This window comes from Mesorhizobium sp. M4B.F.Ca.ET.214.01.1.1 (assembly GCF_004791545.1).
Classification (GTDB): domain Bacteria; phylum Pseudomonadota; class Alphaproteobacteria; order Rhizobiales; family Rhizobiaceae; genus Mesorhizobium; species Mesorhizobium abyssinicae.
This window is the reverse complement of sequence record NZ_SRUX01000010.1, coordinates 1-15,452: the sequence shown is the minus strand read 5'-3', so window position 1 is coordinate 15,452 and position 15,452 is coordinate 1. Positions and strand designations below refer to the sequence as shown.

The window sequence follows — 15,452 nt, the reverse complement described above, 5'->3', positions numbered from 1 at the left end:
CGGCGGTCGTATTTTTCACAACCGATGCCGGAAGGCGCGGCGACGCGGCGAACCCGCCGCGTCTAGGCTGCGGCCAGATTACCGGAGCCGCCCACCAGTCATGCAGACCTATGATTTCATCATCGTCGGCTCCGGCTCGGCCGGTTCGGTGCTCGCCGAAAGACTGTCGGCCTCCGGCCGTTTCTCGGTCCTGGTGCTGGAGGCCGGCGGCACCGACCGCCGCTTCTACGTCCAGATGCCGCTCGGCTACGGCAAGACCTTCTTCGACCCGGCCGTCAACTGGAACTATAAAGCGGAGCCCGATCCTGGCCTTGGCGGCAATGCCGACCACTGGCCGCGCGGCAAGCTGCTCGGCGGCTCCAGCTCGATCAATGCCATGGTCTATATCAGGGGCGCGCGCGAGGATTTCGACGCCTGGGCGGCCGCCGGCAATCCAGGTTGGAGCTACGACGACCTGCTCCCCGCCTTCAAGGCGCTGGAGGACAATGAGGCCGGCGCCGACAGATGGCGCGGCGTCGGCGGTCCCTTGCACATCACCGACTGCGCAAATGCCGTCCACCCGCTGACGAAACGCTACCTTGCGGCAGCGCAGCAGGCCGGCCTGCCGCTCAATCCGGATTTCAACGGCGCTTCCCAGGAAGGCGTCGGCATCTACCAGATCACCACCAGGAACGGCCGCCGCATGTCGGCCGCCCGCGCCTTCCTGCGCCCGGCGATGAAGCGTGCCAATGTGCGCGTCGAGACAAACGCGCTGGCGACCAAAATCCTGTTCGAGGGCAAGCGCGCCGTCGGTGTCGAATATCAGCAGAACGGCGAGACCTGGACCGCGCGCGCTGGCCGTGAGGTCATCCTGTCCGGCGGCTCCATCAACTCGCCGCAGCTGCTGCAGCTCTCCGGTGTGGGCCCGTCGGCGCTGCTCGGAGACCTCGGCATTCCGCTCATCCACGCCAACGAGAATGTCGGCGCGAACCTGCAGGACCATGTCGGCATCAACTACACATTCAAGGGCAGGCTGCCGACACTCAACCAGATCCTGCGCCCCTGGTGGGGCAAGCTCATGGTCGGCATGCAGTACATACTGTTCCGGTCCGGGCCGCTGTCGCTGTCGATGAACAATGCCGGCGGTTTCTTCCGCACCGACCCGACCCTGGCGCGGCCGAACATGCAGCTCTATTTCCAGGCCTTCTCCACCGTCATTCCGAAGAGCGGTGAGCGCCCGATCCTGACCCCCGACCCGTGGCCCGGCTTCTCGATCGGCCTTTCCAACTGCCGCCCGTCGAGCCGCGGCGAGATCATGATCCGCTCGAGCAATCCGCGCGACTATCCGCGGATCACGCCCAATGCCTATTCGACCAACGCCGATGTCGACGAGATGCTGGCGGCGGTGAAGTTCGTGCGCAAGATCGCCGCGATGCCGGCGATGGCCGAGATCATCGAGGAAGAGGTTTTGCCCGGTCCGTCAATCACTTCCGACGCCGACCTGATTCAGGATTTCAGGAAGCGCTCGGGCACCGTCTACCATCCGGTCTCGACCTGCCGCATGGGGCCGGACGCCGCGCGCGCCGTTGTCGATCCGCGCCTCAGGGTGCACGGGGTTGCCGGCCTGCGCGTCATCGACGCCTCGATCTTTCCCGACAACATCACCGGCAACACCAACGCCGCCTCGATCCTGACCGGATGGAAGGGCGCCGAACTGGTTCTGGAGGATCAGAAATGAAGATCACCGACGTCAAGACCTGGGTTGTCGGCAACCCGCCGCCCGGCATCGGCGGCAAGTATTTCATCTTCGTCAAGCTCACCACCGATGGCGGCGTGGTCGGCTATGGCGAGGCCTACAATGCCACCTTCTCCGGCCACGTCACCGCCAGGATGATCGAGGACATGGCCGAGCGTTATCTTGTCGGCCGCGATCCGCACGACATCGAGAACCTCTTCCGCCGCATCTATTCCTCCGGCTTCACTCAGCGCCCGGACGTTTCCGGCATGGGCTGTTTCTCGGCGCTGGAAATGGCCTGCTGGGACATCATCGGCAAGGAAGCCGACAAGCCGGTTTACAAATTGCTCGGCGGCCAGGTGCACGAGACGCTGCGCTCCTACACCTATCTCTACCCGCATACGGGCAGCGTGCATTCCGAGGACGCGCGCGGCAAGAATGTCTACAACGACCCGGAATTGGCCGCCGCCTGCGCGCTCGAATATGTCAAGCAGGGCTTCAGCGCCGTCAAGCTCGACCCGGCCGGCCCCTACACCGCTTTCGACGGCCACCAGCCGCGCCTCATCGACATCGACCTCTCCGCCCGCATGGTCAAGGCGATCCGCGAAGCCGTCGGAAACAGGGCGGACATCCTGTTCGGCACGCATGGCCAGTTCACTGCCTCGGGCGCGCTGCGTCTCGCCCGCGCCATCGAGCCCTATGACCCGCTGTGGTTCGAGGAGCCGGTGCCGCCGGACATGCCGGAGGTGATGGCGCAGGTCGCCCGCGCGACCTCCATCCCCATCGCAACCGGCGAGCGGCTGACGACCAAATTCGAGTTCGCCCGCGTCATCGAGAACCACGCCGCGACGATCCTGCAGCCCGACCTCGGCCGCTCCGGCGGCATCCTGGAAACCAAGAAGATCGCCGCCATGGCCGAGGCCTACCACATCCAGGTCGCGCCGCACTGCTATTGCGGTCCGATCGTCGGCGCCGCCAACATCCAGCTGGCGGTGACGCTGCCCAACTTCCTGATCCTGGAATCGCTGAAGCAGTGGGACGGTTTTCATGCCACGCTGCTGAAGAAGAAGATCGAGTGGCAGGACGGCAACGTCATTCCTTCGAAGGAGCCCGGCCTCGGCGTCGAGCTCGACGAGGCGGTTTGCGACGCGCATCCTTACAGCGGCAAGGATCTGCATCTGCAGATGATGCAGACGCCGTTGATGCCGTGAGCGAGCGGCCCGCTTACGCCTTCATCGGCTTAGGCCATCTCGGCGGCCACCTCGCCGCCAGCCTGGTCCGCAATGGTTTCGACGTCACCGTCTTCGACCGCGACCCGCCAGCCGTCGAGCGCCTGGTGGCGCTCGGCGCCAGCGCCGTGAACAGCCCGGCCGAAGCCGCCGCTCGCGCCGGCAATGCCATCTCTTGCCTGCCCTCGCCCAAGGTCAGCGAGACAGTGCTCGCCGGTCCCGGCGGATTGCTCGAAGGCCTTCCGGCTGGCGGCGCCTGGATCGAGATGTCGACCAACGGCCGCGACGAGATCGTGCGGCTCGCGGCACTGGCGTCGGCGAAGGGAATCGAGACGCTGGAATGCCCGGTCACCGGCGGCGTGCATCTGGCGGCGGCGGGAAAGATCACCGCGCTGGTCGGCGGCGACGGCGCGCTTTACGAGCGGCACCGGCCGGCCATCGAGGCGATGTGCGCAAAATCCTTCCTGATGGGTCCGATCGGCTCGGCGGCGGTGATCAAGGTCATCACCAACATGCTGGCCTTCATCCATCTCGTCGCCGCCGGCGAGGCGCTGATGCTGGCCAAACAGGGCGGGCTCGACCTCGCCCAAGCCTACCATGCCATCGTCGCCTCCTCGGGCAACAGTTTTGTCCACGAGACCGAAAGCCAGCTGGTGCTTAACGGATCCTACGATATCGGCTTCACCATGGACCTGGCGCTGAAGGACCTCGGCTTCGCGCTGCGCATGGGCAAGGATTTCGGCGTGCCGCTCGATCTCGCGTCGCACGTCAATGCGATTTTCGAACAGGGCAAGGAAGCCTATGGCGGCGGCGCCTGGTCGACGCAGATCGTCAAGCTGCTCGAGGATGCGGTCGGCACCGATCTGCGCGCGCCCGGATTCCCGGCCAGGCTGGAAACCTGAGGCGGCTAAACTTTACGAGCGATTTCAGCGAATTGGGCGGCTCGCCGGAATCAGGCCGGCAACCGCCTGAATCAATTCCTCAACGGCTTGATTCAGTATCTGAGCGTCAGCGCGTCGGGCAGGATCTCGAACGTCGCCGGAATCCGGCCCGGCGACTCGCCGTCTATGTCGACCAGCGCGCCGTTCTTTTCCACATCGCCGAGCGGTTCGACAACCACTTTCTTGCCGCGCAGGATGGTGATCGCCGGATGGTTGCGGTGCCGTCCGCCATAGAGCAGCCGGATGTCGAGGATCAGCCTCAGCTTGCTCGCCGCGCGCAGGATGACGATATCGAAGGCGCCGTCGCCGAGTTCCGCGTCGGGCGCGATCATCATGCCGCCGCCGAAGAACTTTCCGTTGGCGACCGCCACCAGCGCCATCCGCGCCTCGACCGGCGCGCCGTCGTCGACGGTGATCCTGACGTCCTGGAAGCGATAGCGGATGAACTCCAGAACCGTGCGCCAGAAGAACAGCGCCTTGGCCGAGACCTTGCCCTTGCGCTTGTCGGCGTTGACGGCGCGGTCCGTCGCCCCCGAGAGGCCCAGGCTGGCGATGTTGATGAAGTGGCGGCTGGCCAGCGCGCCATGATCGTCGATGTAGCAGATGCGCCCTGCATCGACCTTGCGCGGCTTGGCTTCGGCGATGTGCTTCAGCGTGGCATCGATGTCGTGCGGCAGGCCGAGCCCGCGAGCAAAGTCGATGCCGGTGCCGCAAGGCAAGAGGCCGAGCTCGCATATCCGGCCGGTTTCATCGAACGCCTGCAGCAGTCCGTCCGCCGTTTCGCTCGCCGTGCCGTCGCCTCCCGCCGCAATGACCAGATCGAAGCCGCTGGCAGCGAGGTCGAGTGCCAGCCTTTCAGCATCGCCTTCGGCCTGTGTCTCGCGCAGTTCGAAATCGCCGAAATGCTTCTTCAGCGAAGCGCTGACCTCCGGCCAGTGCCGTTTCAGCCGGCCGCCGCCGGCAATCGGATTGAGAACAACCCCGACCTTCAAGCAACCTCCCCTGAAGGAATCACAGGAGCGCTTGCACCTGGAATCCTTTGTCGGCATTGAAGCCCGCGCCGCCTCGCGGGGCAAGCGCCGAATGTCCGGCAATGCCGGATCAGGCGCAACGCGGCCGCGTTTCGCGCCTCTTTCGTCGGCTTCCCGAAAAATTCCTGCGCCGCCTTGGCTTGGTCCCCGATAATCCCGCTATCCACAGGCTGGGGGCAGTTCCCCAAAACCCTTACCCGGCGTACGTTGAACCCATCTCAGGCGGCTACCGATCGCCCAGCCGAAAGGCAAAGCGGAAAGGCGGATTTCCTGAGGCCCGTACGGTCCAGAACGAGAGCAGGCTCGCCTGTTGGAGGGACGGATGTCGGCGGGGCCGCGGAAAGCGTGCGAACGCCAACGGCGGACCGATGCTGCCATGAAGGCCGGTGAAAACCTTCGATGGCACGCTGGGCGAAGCCCGCAAGGGTGGAGACCGGCGGGGTCTGGAACGGGCGCTGCCCTCGGGTGGCGACTGGCAGGACCGTCAAAATCAAGGCCGGCTTGGCGCGACATCTTTCGGGAGTTGCTGCCGCGACCGTGTCCTGATCTGACAGGGAGGCGCTGGGAGAAATCCCAGCGCCGACTGTTTTTTGGGCTTTCCCTTTCGCAACGGGCGCCGGAATCGGCTAACGTTCCATGTCGATTGAAGGGGACGCTTCATGACGCTGTTCTGGAGGCCTGCCATCGCCCATGCCACAGGACGGCCGAGGTTCGCGCGGGCAAGGCGCGGGCACGACCCCTTCGCTCAGGCCTGAACGGCCATGATCCTGCTCCGCTGGCTGAGACGCATCGTCAAGACGATCCTCTGGCTGGCGGTCATCATCGTGCTCATCCCGGTGGCCGGGCTGGGCTACGGTTTCCTGACCACGCCCTCGCTCACGCCCTTGGAGGATGTCACCGACGGCGCCCCGCCAAACCGCCTCGCGAAAAAGGTCCGCGCCGAAATCCCCGGCTACCAGCAGCCGCGGCAAGCCACCTATGTCGCCTATCCGTACTGGACGGTCGTCTACGCGGCTCGCGACTACGCCGGCTTCGTCGCCAAAGACCAGCCGAGCGGCTTTCCCTACTGGTCCTATGTCAGCCGCTTCTGGCAGGGCTACGCGACGATGATCCGCGCCAGTTCGGGGAGCGAATTCAACGTCGCCGATCACCGGACGCAGGTCGTCATCGGCATCGGCCAGACCGTCGAACTGGCACTGCAATGGGCCTATGAAAACACCGTTGGCCGCATCACCGAGGCGATCGCCGGCAGGCGCACAGCGACTGATAGCTACCAGGCCAGGATGGCGAATGAATACGCCGGCTTCCTCGACCGGGCGCCGTGGTACCAATTCCCCTATGCCGAAAAGCGCGCCGGACTGTTCGGCGTCCAGCCGGCTCCGGGCGATGGCGCCGTGCGCAGCGGCGAGCGCAAGCTCGCCTTCGGCCTCGCCGACACCGTCAAGCAGGTCTATGCCGGGTTCGTCAGCGCTACATTAGCCCCGGCCTCCGATCCGGCCGGCATCCATGTCTGGGCCAAAGGGCCGATCGGCGAGGCGACGCGCACCGAGCCGGACACGCTGCTCGAGCGTGATTTCGGCGCCGATGGCACAGTCTTCGTCACCAAGGACGGTCAGCTCAGCGAGATGATCCCGCGCCTGATCGACAAGGGCGTTTCCTTTGTCGAGATCGGCGGCAATGACGAGATCATGCTCACCGTGCTTTCGCCAGCCGAGATCGCCATGCCTGAAGGGACGCGTGCCCTGTTCAGCTATCCGCTCCCGGCCGATCCGGACACGCGCCGGACCGGCCTGACCGTCGCCGTGCGCAAGCTGCATGTGGCGCTGCCGGCGCTGATCAAAGCCGGTGCCAGGCTCGAGCACGTGTACGACGGTTGAGGCTTTTCAGTCACAGCCGGAGCCCCGGAAACATTCCGTCACGCACAAATCACAATCGTGGCCAAATCCCGCCTTGTTCCCCGGCGACTGGTCATTTGGGAACGAATCCGAGGACAAGACCGTGATCAAGACCGCCCTTGTCGCCATGACCATCGTCGGCTGCGACTGCGACGCCAAGCTTTGCGAGTATATCGGCGAAACGCCTGCCAAGTGGGCGACGATCGCCGATTGCGAAGCGGCGATGAAAAGCCAGATGCTGCACGAGCGCAACTTCAACTATCCGCTGGTTTCAGGCATCTGCCGCGCCAAGGGCTCGGCGTCTTCCTCCGAGCTCGCCGCGATAGCCTCGAAGCCCGACCTGACACCCAGGCAGGCCACGGTCGATCCGCTGCCGCCCGAGCTCAGCCACCGCCCCAGCGTTCCCGTCGGCTCGCCGGCCACGGTGGCGGAAACCGAAGCCGCGAAGCCGGTCGCCTATGAAGCGGCGGTCAATGGCGGCAGCGCGGTGCTCTACCGCACCAAGGCCGGCTACGCAGTGGTCAAGACCGATCTCAGCCGCGCCGCGTCCGCGACGGTCGGCATGGCCAAGCGGTCGGCGGACTGGCTGGCCGGGATCGTGCCGAGCGGACTTTAAGCAACAAAGCGGGGCGACCCGCTTAGTTTGATTGGTCCAGCGGCGCTGCCCGCTTCCCAGGACTCGGTCGATCTGCCATAGGACGCACCGCACATCAGGTGCTTGCTCGACAGTTCCCGCCCTTGCATCCCGCAATCGAAATCATCGGCGCGTTTGCCGCCCTCATCACCACGCTTGGCTGGATTCCGCAGGTCGCCAAGGTCGCGCGCGAACGCCGCGCCGGCGACATCTCGCTGTTCGCCACCGGCTCCATCGCCACCGGCGTCTTCTTGTGGACCCTTTACGGCCTGCTGATCGGCTCCTGGCCGGTCATCCTCGCCAATGGCGTCACCTTCCTGTTCGTGATCGCCATCCTCGGCATGAAGCTGCGCTTCGGTTGAAAACCGGCACTTGATGCACGATGATGCCGGCCGGGGTGGAGGGGTCGTTGCATGAAGGTCTTAGCCCGCACGGTGCTGTCCCTGATGCTGGCGCTTGCGCCCGCGCATGTTCAGGCGCAAGGCGACGACAAGACCGTCACGGTGCGGTCGGACGATCCGGAGATGACGGCGGCGATAGAACAGGCTCGAGCCAGCCTGGATGACTTCCTGGCCTTGTCCGAGGCCCCGCCGCCAGGAACCGACAAATTCAAACTGAAGGTGATGATCGTCGATGGCGATGCGACGGAGCATTTCTGGGTCATCCCCTTCAAGCGCACCACCACCGGCTTTGCCGGCATTTTGGCCAACGAGCCCGAGATCGTCCAAAATGTCGTCTACGGCCAGTATATCGAATTCTCCCGCGACGACATTTCCGACTGGGGCTACACCAGGGATGGCCATCAGGTCGGCAGCTACACCGTCTGCGTGATGCTGAAGAAGATGTCCGAGCAGGATGCGGATGATTTGCGCAGCAATTACGGCTTCGACTGCTGAGAGCCAATGCATGTCGCGCAAAAGTGTGCAGCGGTTTTGCGAAAACGACATGCATAAAAACAAAGATCTAAACCGCGTCGCCTGGATCCGTTTCCAGCACGACGCGCTTTAGCCGGCCGCGTCGTCCGCGGCGCCGATCTTGCGCACCAGCGCCGCCGTCGCCAGCATGGCGCCGAGATCGGCGATCATCGGCGCGATATGGGTCTGGTAGTCGATCGGCACGGAGATGTCCGGCAGCTCGAAGAAATTCTTGCTGCGCGGCATGAGCAGGAAGCCGTCGCTGCCGTTGAGCGCGATGCGGGCCTGGTCATATGGCCATGTCTCGCCGAGCCAGGTCAGCGCGCTGGCCAGGCGTCCGGTGACCAGCGGCCTCGCCGCGTCGACATTGTCGGTGCGGAACTCGTAGCTGGCGTCGAGTTCCGGCACGCCGCAGGCCAGTTCCTGCAGCTTGCTGGAGAACATGCCGCGGAAGAAGCCGACCACCTTGCCGGCCTTGCGCGCCGCAACCAGCATGCCTGGGAACGGCTCGATGGTCTCGAAGGCGACGATGACGCCCTTGAAGACCGTCTGCTGGCTCTTGCCGGAGCCCTCCGTCAGCTTCGCCTCGTAAAGCTCGAAAGGGAAATCCTCGTAGCGGCCAGATATGATGTCGTCGAAGCTCTGCCGGTTGAACGCCCCGATCGTCTCGCGCGGCAGCCGGTCGAAGGAATTCGGCCGCACGCCATGCTGGTAGCGCACATCGCGGACGAAGCCGAAGATCATCGGCAGAACCGTATCGCGGAACGATTGCTGCAGCCTGGTCGCCGGTCTCACCGCCTGGAAATAAAGCAGCACCGCCGCCCCGAAGCCGCCGACATAGAGGAAGACGTGCGGGGTCGAGAACCATTGCTCGTTGGGGTCGGCGGCCGCGTTGAACAGCCAGGCGACAAGCGCCACGAACACCAGCACCAGGCCGACGAACAGCGGCACCCGCCAGCGGACCTGCCCGTAGGTTGAAGCCCGCTTCGCCTCATAGGCCTCGATGTCTTTCCTGATGCCGGCGATCACCGCCTCGCTCGGCATGAAATCCGCCGCTTCCATCGCCACCCCCGCCGCAGAGACTGTGCCTCGTGCGGCCATGATAGCGGCTTTTGCGTAAAAGTCGTCAGGCCTCGGCCGGCTCGCTGAAGATCGCCTTCAGCCGGCCCTCGACCTTGCCGCGCAGTCGGCCCTTGAGCGCTTCGACAGGGACCAGCCGCTCATGGCCGCGGACGCGCTGCCGCATGAAGGGATGCAGCCGGTAGCCCGCTATGGCGCCGCGCGCGCCGAGGTCGGCGCCGACATCGACGACGAGGATGGAGCCGATGCGGCCCGGCCATGGCTGGCGGGCAAAGGCCGTGCCGAGAAAATCGCCGAGCCCGTAGGCGACAAGCGTCTTACCGATCCGCTCCATCGGCTGCACGACATGGGCATGATGCCCGGCGATCAGCCCGACGCCCTGCCCGGCCAGTTGCTCGGCCAGCGACCGTGTCTCCGGTCTTGGAAAGTGCCGGAACTCCCAGCCCCAATGCGGCACGGCGCAGACGAGGTCGACGTCCCTGGCCGCGTCGCGCGGCCCCGGATCGCTTCGCATCGACACGCGGCTCGCGAACGGTGCGGCGTCGGCATTGCGCCACTGCGTGAAAGCGAAGAGGCCTATGGTCAGCGGTCCCACCGCGAACCGCTCGATCGGCGCCTTCGCGGCAGTGCCGATGCTGCGGACACCAAGCCGCTTCAGCGTCCGGACGGTCTCCTCGAAACCCGCGACGCCCTGGTCGAGCATGTGGTTGTTGGCCAGAGACAGGACGAGTTTCTCGCGCGCAATGCCGACCGCCGCCAGGGTGTCGGCAAGGAAGCGCTCCGTCATCGCATGATGCGTGCCGAGCCTTGTGCCGACCACGGCGCTCGGCCGCTCGACGACGGGACTTTCGCAATTGCCGACCACCAGGTCGGCGGAGGCGAGCAGCGCCGCGAGGGCCGGATCGCACTCCGGCGCACTGCGGTTGGCGACCGCCGAGATGTCGCCGAGGACGGCCAGCCGCACCTTCCGCGCCGGCGGCGGCTCGATCAGCGTCGCGGCCGGCGGCGCAAAGCCTCGCGCCTCGCCGCCGAGCGACGGCCGCAGGAAGCGCGGCAGCCAGGACAGTTTGTAGGAGAGCGGATAGTTCGACACGCAATGCCCATTCGTTTGCCCTGTGTAGACCGTCTGCCCGGCAGGAGGAAGCAGCAGACGAAGCGCCGCAAATCTGTGTATTCTCGCCGATGGAAGACCCGACGGGAGGATCCGAAATGACCCGATTGCCGAGCCTTGTCGCATCTGCGCTCATTCTGCTCCTGCCGCTTGCTTCTCCTTGCGCCGCTGCCCCCGATCCCGCTCCGCTGTTCGAGGCCAAGACCGTCACCGAGCGCAACAGCGCGCTCGCCGCGCTTGAGGCAGCCGCGCCCAGCGATCCGGCATCGGCATACGCCGCCGGCGCCGGCGAATTCTTCACCGCGCTGGAGATCCTAGCCGGCGGCCTGCATCGCCACGGTTTCGAAAGCCCGCAATCCTTCATGCTGCCCTTGATGCGGTTGCCGGTGCCGGACAACCCCAATCCCGAGCCGCTCACCTACGAGGAATTCCGCGCCATCCTGGTCGCCTTCCGCGACCGGCTGCAGAAATCCGCCGCCACGCTGGGCTCCGTGCCGGCCGATGCCGATATCGGCATGGTCATCGACCTCACCCGTCTCGGCATCGACCTCAACGAGGACGGCAACATCGCCCGGGACGAGAGCGCCGCGTCGATCATGGCCGCGCTGTCGCGCGGCGGCGCGCCGGACGGGCCGGCGCCGTCACTGACCTTCCGCTTCGATCGCGCCGACGGCTACTGGCTGCAGGGCTATGCCGAGTTCCTGATGGCGCAGGCCGACTTCTGGCTGGCGCATGATTTCAAGACCATGTTCGACGGCTCGTTCCACATGCTGTTCCCGCGCGCCAAACTGCCGCTGCAGGACGTGCTGGTGCCGCCGGACGGCGGCATGAGCGGCTCGATCTTCGCTTCCGAATGGCGCTTCGCCGACTTCATCTCGCTGGTGCATCTGGTCAACTGGCCGGTGGTCGAGCCGGAACGCCGGCAGGCCGCGCGCCGCCATCTGCTGGAGATGATCCGGCTGTCGCGCGAGGACTGGAAGGCGATCCGCGCCGAGACCGACAACGACCGCGAATGGCTGCCCGGTCCAAAGCAGAAAGGCCCCAACCCGCTCACCGGCCTCGAAGTCGGCGAGGAACAGGTCACGGCCTGGCTTGCCACGCTCGACATGGCCGAGGACCTGCTTGAGGGGCGCGTGCTGCTGCCGCATTTCCGCGTCGCCGGCAAGGGCATCAACATGAAGCGCTTCTTCGACGAGCCGAAGACGTTCGATCTGGTGCTGTCGATCACCGGCCCAGCCATCGCGCCCTATTTCGAGAGTGGCAGGATCCTGACCGGCGACGACTTCGACCAGATCCAGCGCGAGTTCGGCGGCGCCGGCTTCCTGACCTTCGCGCTGTGGTTCAATTGAGGACACAGGCCCGCCACCGCTCCTGACAGCCTGCTGTCAGCAGCATCGGTGGCGGGTGCGTGCCCCGACACTCCGCTCTTTCCATTTCGGGCGAGTCCTCCCATATTCGGGCCATGGCCAAACTCCCCGAAAAGAAAACGCCGTCGCAGGCGCAGGACGACCGTGGCGCGCCGAAGCGGCGCAGCCCGCTGACTGAATTCCTCGACGCCGCCGAACCGCTCGAGCCCGGCGGCTTTGCCGAAGCGCCGCAGGCCGACTTTGCCGGCGCGCCGCTGACCGGCTCGATCGCCGACTGGGCCGGCCAGATCGAGCGCGAAGCCGAGAAGCAGCCGAAGGCGAAAGCACTCAAGAAGATCCCTGAACGCTCGTCCGCGCCCGGGCGCACGGCGCGCGGCACCTCGATGGGCGGCGCGGCGTCAGCCAAGGAGCGTACGGCCGCGGGGCTCAACCCGGTCGCCGGCCTGGACATCAGCCTGGAGGATGCCGAGTCGATTTCGTCCGGCGGCGTCACCGCCACGGTGGCCGCGCTGTCGGCGCTGATCGAGTCCGGCAATCCGCTGCACAAGGACGGCGTGCTGTGGACGCCGCACCGCCCTACCCGCCCAGAAAAGTCGGAAGGCGGCATCGCCATCAAGATGGTGTCGGATTTCGAGCCGGCCGGCGACCAGCCGACGGCGATCAAGGACCTGGTCGAAGGCGTCGATCAGAACGATCGCACCCAGGTGCTGCTCGGCGTTACCGGCTCAGGCAAGACCTTCACCATGGCCAAGGTGATCGAGGAGACGCAGCGCCCTGCCCTGATCCTGGCGCCGAACAAGACGCTGGCCGCGCAGCTCTACGCCGAGTTCAAGAAGTTCTTCCCCGAAAACGCCGTCGAGTATTTCGTCTCCTACTACGACTACTACCAGCCCGAGGCCTATGTGCCCCGGACCGACACCTATATCGAGAAAGAATCCTCGATCAACGAGCAGATCGACCGCATGCGCCACTCGGCGACGCGCTCGCTGCTGGAACGCGACGACGTCATCATCGTCGCTTCGGTCTCCTGCATCTACGGTATCGGCTCGGTCGAGACCTATACGGCGATGACCTTCCAGATGCAGATCGGCGACCGGCTCGACCAGCGCGCGCTGCTCGCCGATCTCGTCGCCCAGCAATACAAGCGCCAGGACATCAACTTCGTCCGCGGCTCTTTTCGCGTGCGCGGTGACACGATCGAGATCTTCCCCGCCCACCTCGAGGACCGCGCCTGGCGCATCTCCATGTTCGGCGACGAGATCGAGCAGATCACCGAGTTCGACCCGCTGACCGGGCAGAAGACCGGCGAGCTGAAAAGCGTCAAGATCTACGCCAACTCGCACTACGTGACGCCGCGCCCGACCTTGAATCAGGCCATCAAGTCGATCAAGGAAGAGCTCAAGCACCGCTTGCAAGAGCTTGAAAAGGCTGGCCGTCTGCTGGAGGCGCAGCGGCTGGAGCAGCGCACCCGCTTCGACCTGGAGATGCTGGAGGCGACCGGCTCCTGCGCCGGCATCGAGAACTATTCGCGCTACCTGACCGGCCGCCAGCCGGGCGATCCGCCGCCGACGCTGTTCGAATATGTGCCCGACAATGCGCTGATCTTCATCGACGAGAGCCACGTCACCGTGCCGCAGATCGGCGGCATGTATCGCGGCGACTTCCGCCGCAAGGCGACGCTGGCCGAGTACGGTTTCCGCTTGCCATCCTGCATGGACAACCGGCCGCTGCGCTTCGAGGAATGGGACGCCATGCGTCCTCTGTCTGTCGCGGTTTCGGCGACGCCCGGCGGCTGGGAACTGGAGCAGTCCGGCGGCGTCTTCGCCGAGCAGGTCATCCGTCCGACCGGACTTATCGACCCCCCGGTCGAGGTGCGTCCCGCCAAGAGCCAGGTCGACGACGTCGTCGGCGAAATCCGCGAGACGACCAGGGCCGGCTACCGCACGTTGGTCACCGTGCTCACCAAGCGCATGGCCGAGGACCTCACCGAATATCTGCATGAGAACGGCATCCGGGTCCGCTACATGCACTCCGACATCGACACGCTGGAGCGCATCGAGATCCTGCGCGATCTGCGCCTCGGCGCCTTCGACGTGCTGGTCGGCATCAACCTTCTGCGCGAGGGCCTCGACATTCCCGAGTGCGGCTTCGTCGCCATTCTCGACGCCGACAAGGAAGGTTTTTTGCGCTCCGAAACCTCGCTGATCCAGACCATTGGCCGCGCCGCCCGCAACGTCGACGGCAAGGTCATCCTCTACGCCGACCAGATCACCGGCTCGATGGAACGCGCCATGGCGGAAACCAACCGCCGCCGCGAGAAGCAGATGGAGTGGAACGCGGCCAACGGCATCACGCCGGAATCAGTCAAGTCGCGCATCGCCGACATCCTCGATTCGGTCTACGAGAAGGACCATGTCCGCGCCGACATCTCGCAGTTCACCGACGATGCCGGTGCGATGATGGGCAACAATCTGAAGACCCATCTCGAGGCGCTGGACAAGCAGATGCGCGATGCCGCCGCCAATCTCGATTTCGAGAAGGCGGCCCGCATCCGCGACGAGATCAAGCGGCTGCGCGAGATGGAGCTTGCCATCTCCGACGACCCGCTGGCACGCGAAGTCGAAAGCCAGAGCCCGGCCTCGGGCCGCGAAAAGGGCAAGCACAACAAGGGCGTGGCGAAACATCGTACCGCGGAGGAACAGGAACGTTTCCGCAGGCTCGACGAAGCTCGCGCCGCCGAAGCGGCTGCCAAGGCTGCCCGGCCCAACCTCTTCCGCAAGCCGCAACTCGACGAAATGGGCGCCGATGGCGCCGTGCCGGTGAAGAAGCCACTGTTCGCCAAACCGTCGATCGACGACATGGGCCCTGGCACCGACATGCCGACGCCCGCGGGTGCCGTGTCGCGCTCGCTGTTCAAGAAGCAGTCGGCGCAGGAGGCGCACGGTTCCGACTTCGGCATCCCCGGCGAGCCCACCAAACCATTGTTCAAGAAGAACTCGCTCGACGAGATGACGGTGCGGCGGACCGAAAAGCCGGTCGAAGGAAAAGTGCCGGCGAAACCAAAGCCAATCTCCCCCCATGTGGGGGAGATGTCCGGCAGGACAGAGGGGGGCGCGAAGGAACGCGACGATTCCCCTAAACCAATCGTTCGCCAGCGCGCCGGCATCGGCTCCTACGAGGATCCCGGCGACGCCCGCCGCGAAAAGCGTCGGCCGGGCAAGACGGGTAGGCCGGGACGGTAGCGCCTCTCCTTCTCCCCTTGTGGGAGAAGGTGAATGGGCGCGCGGCGCCGAGACGGATGAGCAACTGTGTTCGTCAGGACCTGTTTGGATTCCAAGGTTCGTTGTTTTGGATCATCGCGCTGAGGATGGTCAGGATCTTTCGTGCCACGGCGACGAGAGCGACCTTGGGCTCCTTGCCCTTGGCGATGAGACGCTGGTGGAAGGCCTTGAGGACGGGATTTGAGCGACTGGCGGTGAGGGCAGCCATATAGACCACCCTGCGCACGGCGTGACGACCGCCCCAGATAATGCGGC

General features: G+C 65.5%; 13 protein-coding genes. 9 read left to right on the top strand and 4 right to left on the bottom strand.

Going from position 1 to position 15,452, the window contains the following annotated elements; translation table 11 throughout:
• The first annotated feature begins 100 nt into the window (after positions 1 to 100).
• Genes EN857_RS19960 through EN857_RS19950 form a run of 3 tightly spaced genes read left to right on the top strand, consistent with a single transcriptional unit; the run spans position 101 to position 3,845 of the window.
• A complete protein-coding gene (locus EN857_RS19960; protein WP_135859022.1) occupies positions 101 to 1,717 on the top strand; it encodes a GMC family oxidoreductase N-terminal domain-containing protein in 1,617 nt (538 codons plus the stop codon).
• A complete protein-coding gene (locus EN857_RS19955) occupies positions 1,714 to 2,925 on the top strand; it encodes a mandelate racemase/muconate lactonizing enzyme family protein (RefSeq protein WP_127393383.1) in 1,212 nt (403 codons plus the stop codon). Before EN857_RS19960 ends, EN857_RS19955 begins: the two co-directional genes overlap by 4 nt.
• The gene (locus tag EN857_RS19950) at positions 2,922 to 3,845 is read left to right on the top strand and encodes an NAD(P)-dependent oxidoreductase (protein ID WP_127393382.1); all 924 of its coding nucleotides are present in this window, start codon (positions 2,922 to 2,924) and stop codon (positions 3,843 to 3,845) included. The genes EN857_RS19955 and EN857_RS19950 overlap by 4 nt, the downstream gene beginning before the upstream one ends.
• A 92-nt stretch (positions 3,846 to 3,937) precedes the next feature.
• Here EN857_RS19950 and EN857_RS19945 read toward each other — a convergent pair whose 3' ends face one another.
• Positions 3,938 to 4,876, bottom strand: coding sequence for a diacylglycerol kinase family protein (locus EN857_RS19945; protein ID WP_127393381.1), 939 nt, complete (start codon positions 4,874 to 4,876; stop codon positions 3,938 to 3,940).
• An 800-nt stretch (positions 4,877 to 5,676) separates the two neighbouring features.
• On the opposite strand from EN857_RS19945, the gene EN857_RS19940 reads away from it, so the two are divergent.
• The 4 genes from EN857_RS19940 to EN857_RS19925 all read left to right on the top strand — a co-directional run bounded on the left by EN857_RS19940 (position 5,677) and on the right by EN857_RS19925 (position 8,340).
• Entirely contained in the window at positions 5,677 to 6,792 is a 1,116-nt protein-coding gene (locus EN857_RS19940; RefSeq protein ID WP_128346787.1) for a hypothetical protein, read from the top strand.
• 121 nt (positions 6,793 to 6,913) lie between these two features.
• Complete coding sequence (locus EN857_RS19935) at positions 6,914 to 7,426, top strand: hypothetical protein (protein ID WP_126058714.1); 513 nt, start codon at positions 6,914 to 6,916, stop codon at positions 7,424 to 7,426.
• Between the two features lie 122 nt (positions 7,427 to 7,548).
• Positions 7,549 to 7,806: a SemiSWEET transporter gene (locus tag EN857_RS19930; protein ID WP_126058713.1), complete on the top strand. Its 258-nt coding sequence runs from the start codon at positions 7,549 to 7,551 to the stop codon at positions 7,804 to 7,806.
• Positions 7,807 to 7,857: 51 nt separating this feature from the next.
• The gene (locus EN857_RS19925; protein ID WP_127393790.1) at positions 7,858 to 8,340 is read left to right on the top strand and encodes a DUF2314 domain-containing protein; all 483 of its coding nucleotides are present in this window, start codon (positions 7,858 to 7,860) and stop codon (positions 8,338 to 8,340) included.
• A 108-nt stretch (positions 8,341 to 8,448) separates the two neighbouring features.
• On the opposite strand, the gene EN857_RS19920 is transcribed toward EN857_RS19925, so the two are convergent.
• Together EN857_RS19920 and EN857_RS19915 are read right to left on the bottom strand one after the other, a co-directional pair.
• The gene (locus EN857_RS19920) at positions 8,449 to 9,420 is read right to left on the bottom strand and encodes a DUF3137 domain-containing protein (RefSeq protein WP_127393791.1); all 972 of its coding nucleotides are present in this window, start codon (positions 9,418 to 9,420) and stop codon (positions 8,449 to 8,451) included.
• Positions 9,421 to 9,484: 64 nt separating this feature from the next.
• Complete coding sequence (locus EN857_RS19915; RefSeq protein ID WP_127393792.1) at positions 9,485 to 10,531, bottom strand: CapA family protein; 1,047 nt, start codon at positions 10,529 to 10,531, stop codon at positions 9,485 to 9,487.
• A 116-nt stretch (positions 10,532 to 10,647) separates the two neighbouring features.
• Between EN857_RS19915 and EN857_RS19910 the strand changes: the two genes are divergently transcribed.
• Together EN857_RS19910 and uvrB are read left to right on the top strand one after the other, a co-directional pair.
• Entirely contained in the window at positions 10,648 to 11,898 is a 1,251-nt protein-coding gene (locus tag EN857_RS19910) for a hypothetical protein (RefSeq protein WP_128276023.1), read from the top strand.
• Positions 11,899 to 12,011: 113 nt separating this feature from the next.
• Positions 12,012 to 15,158: an excinuclease ABC subunit UvrB gene (gene uvrB / locus EN857_RS19905; protein ID WP_127393959.1), complete on the top strand. Its 3,147-nt coding sequence runs from the start codon at positions 12,012 to 12,014 to the stop codon at positions 15,156 to 15,158.
• A 73-nt stretch (positions 15,159 to 15,231) separates the two neighbouring features.
• Here uvrB and EN857_RS19900 read toward each other — a convergent pair.
• Positions 15,232 to 15,452 (bottom strand): transposase (locus EN857_RS19900; RefSeq protein WP_135859019.1); only part of this gene is annotated, 221 nt, incomplete at its 5' end.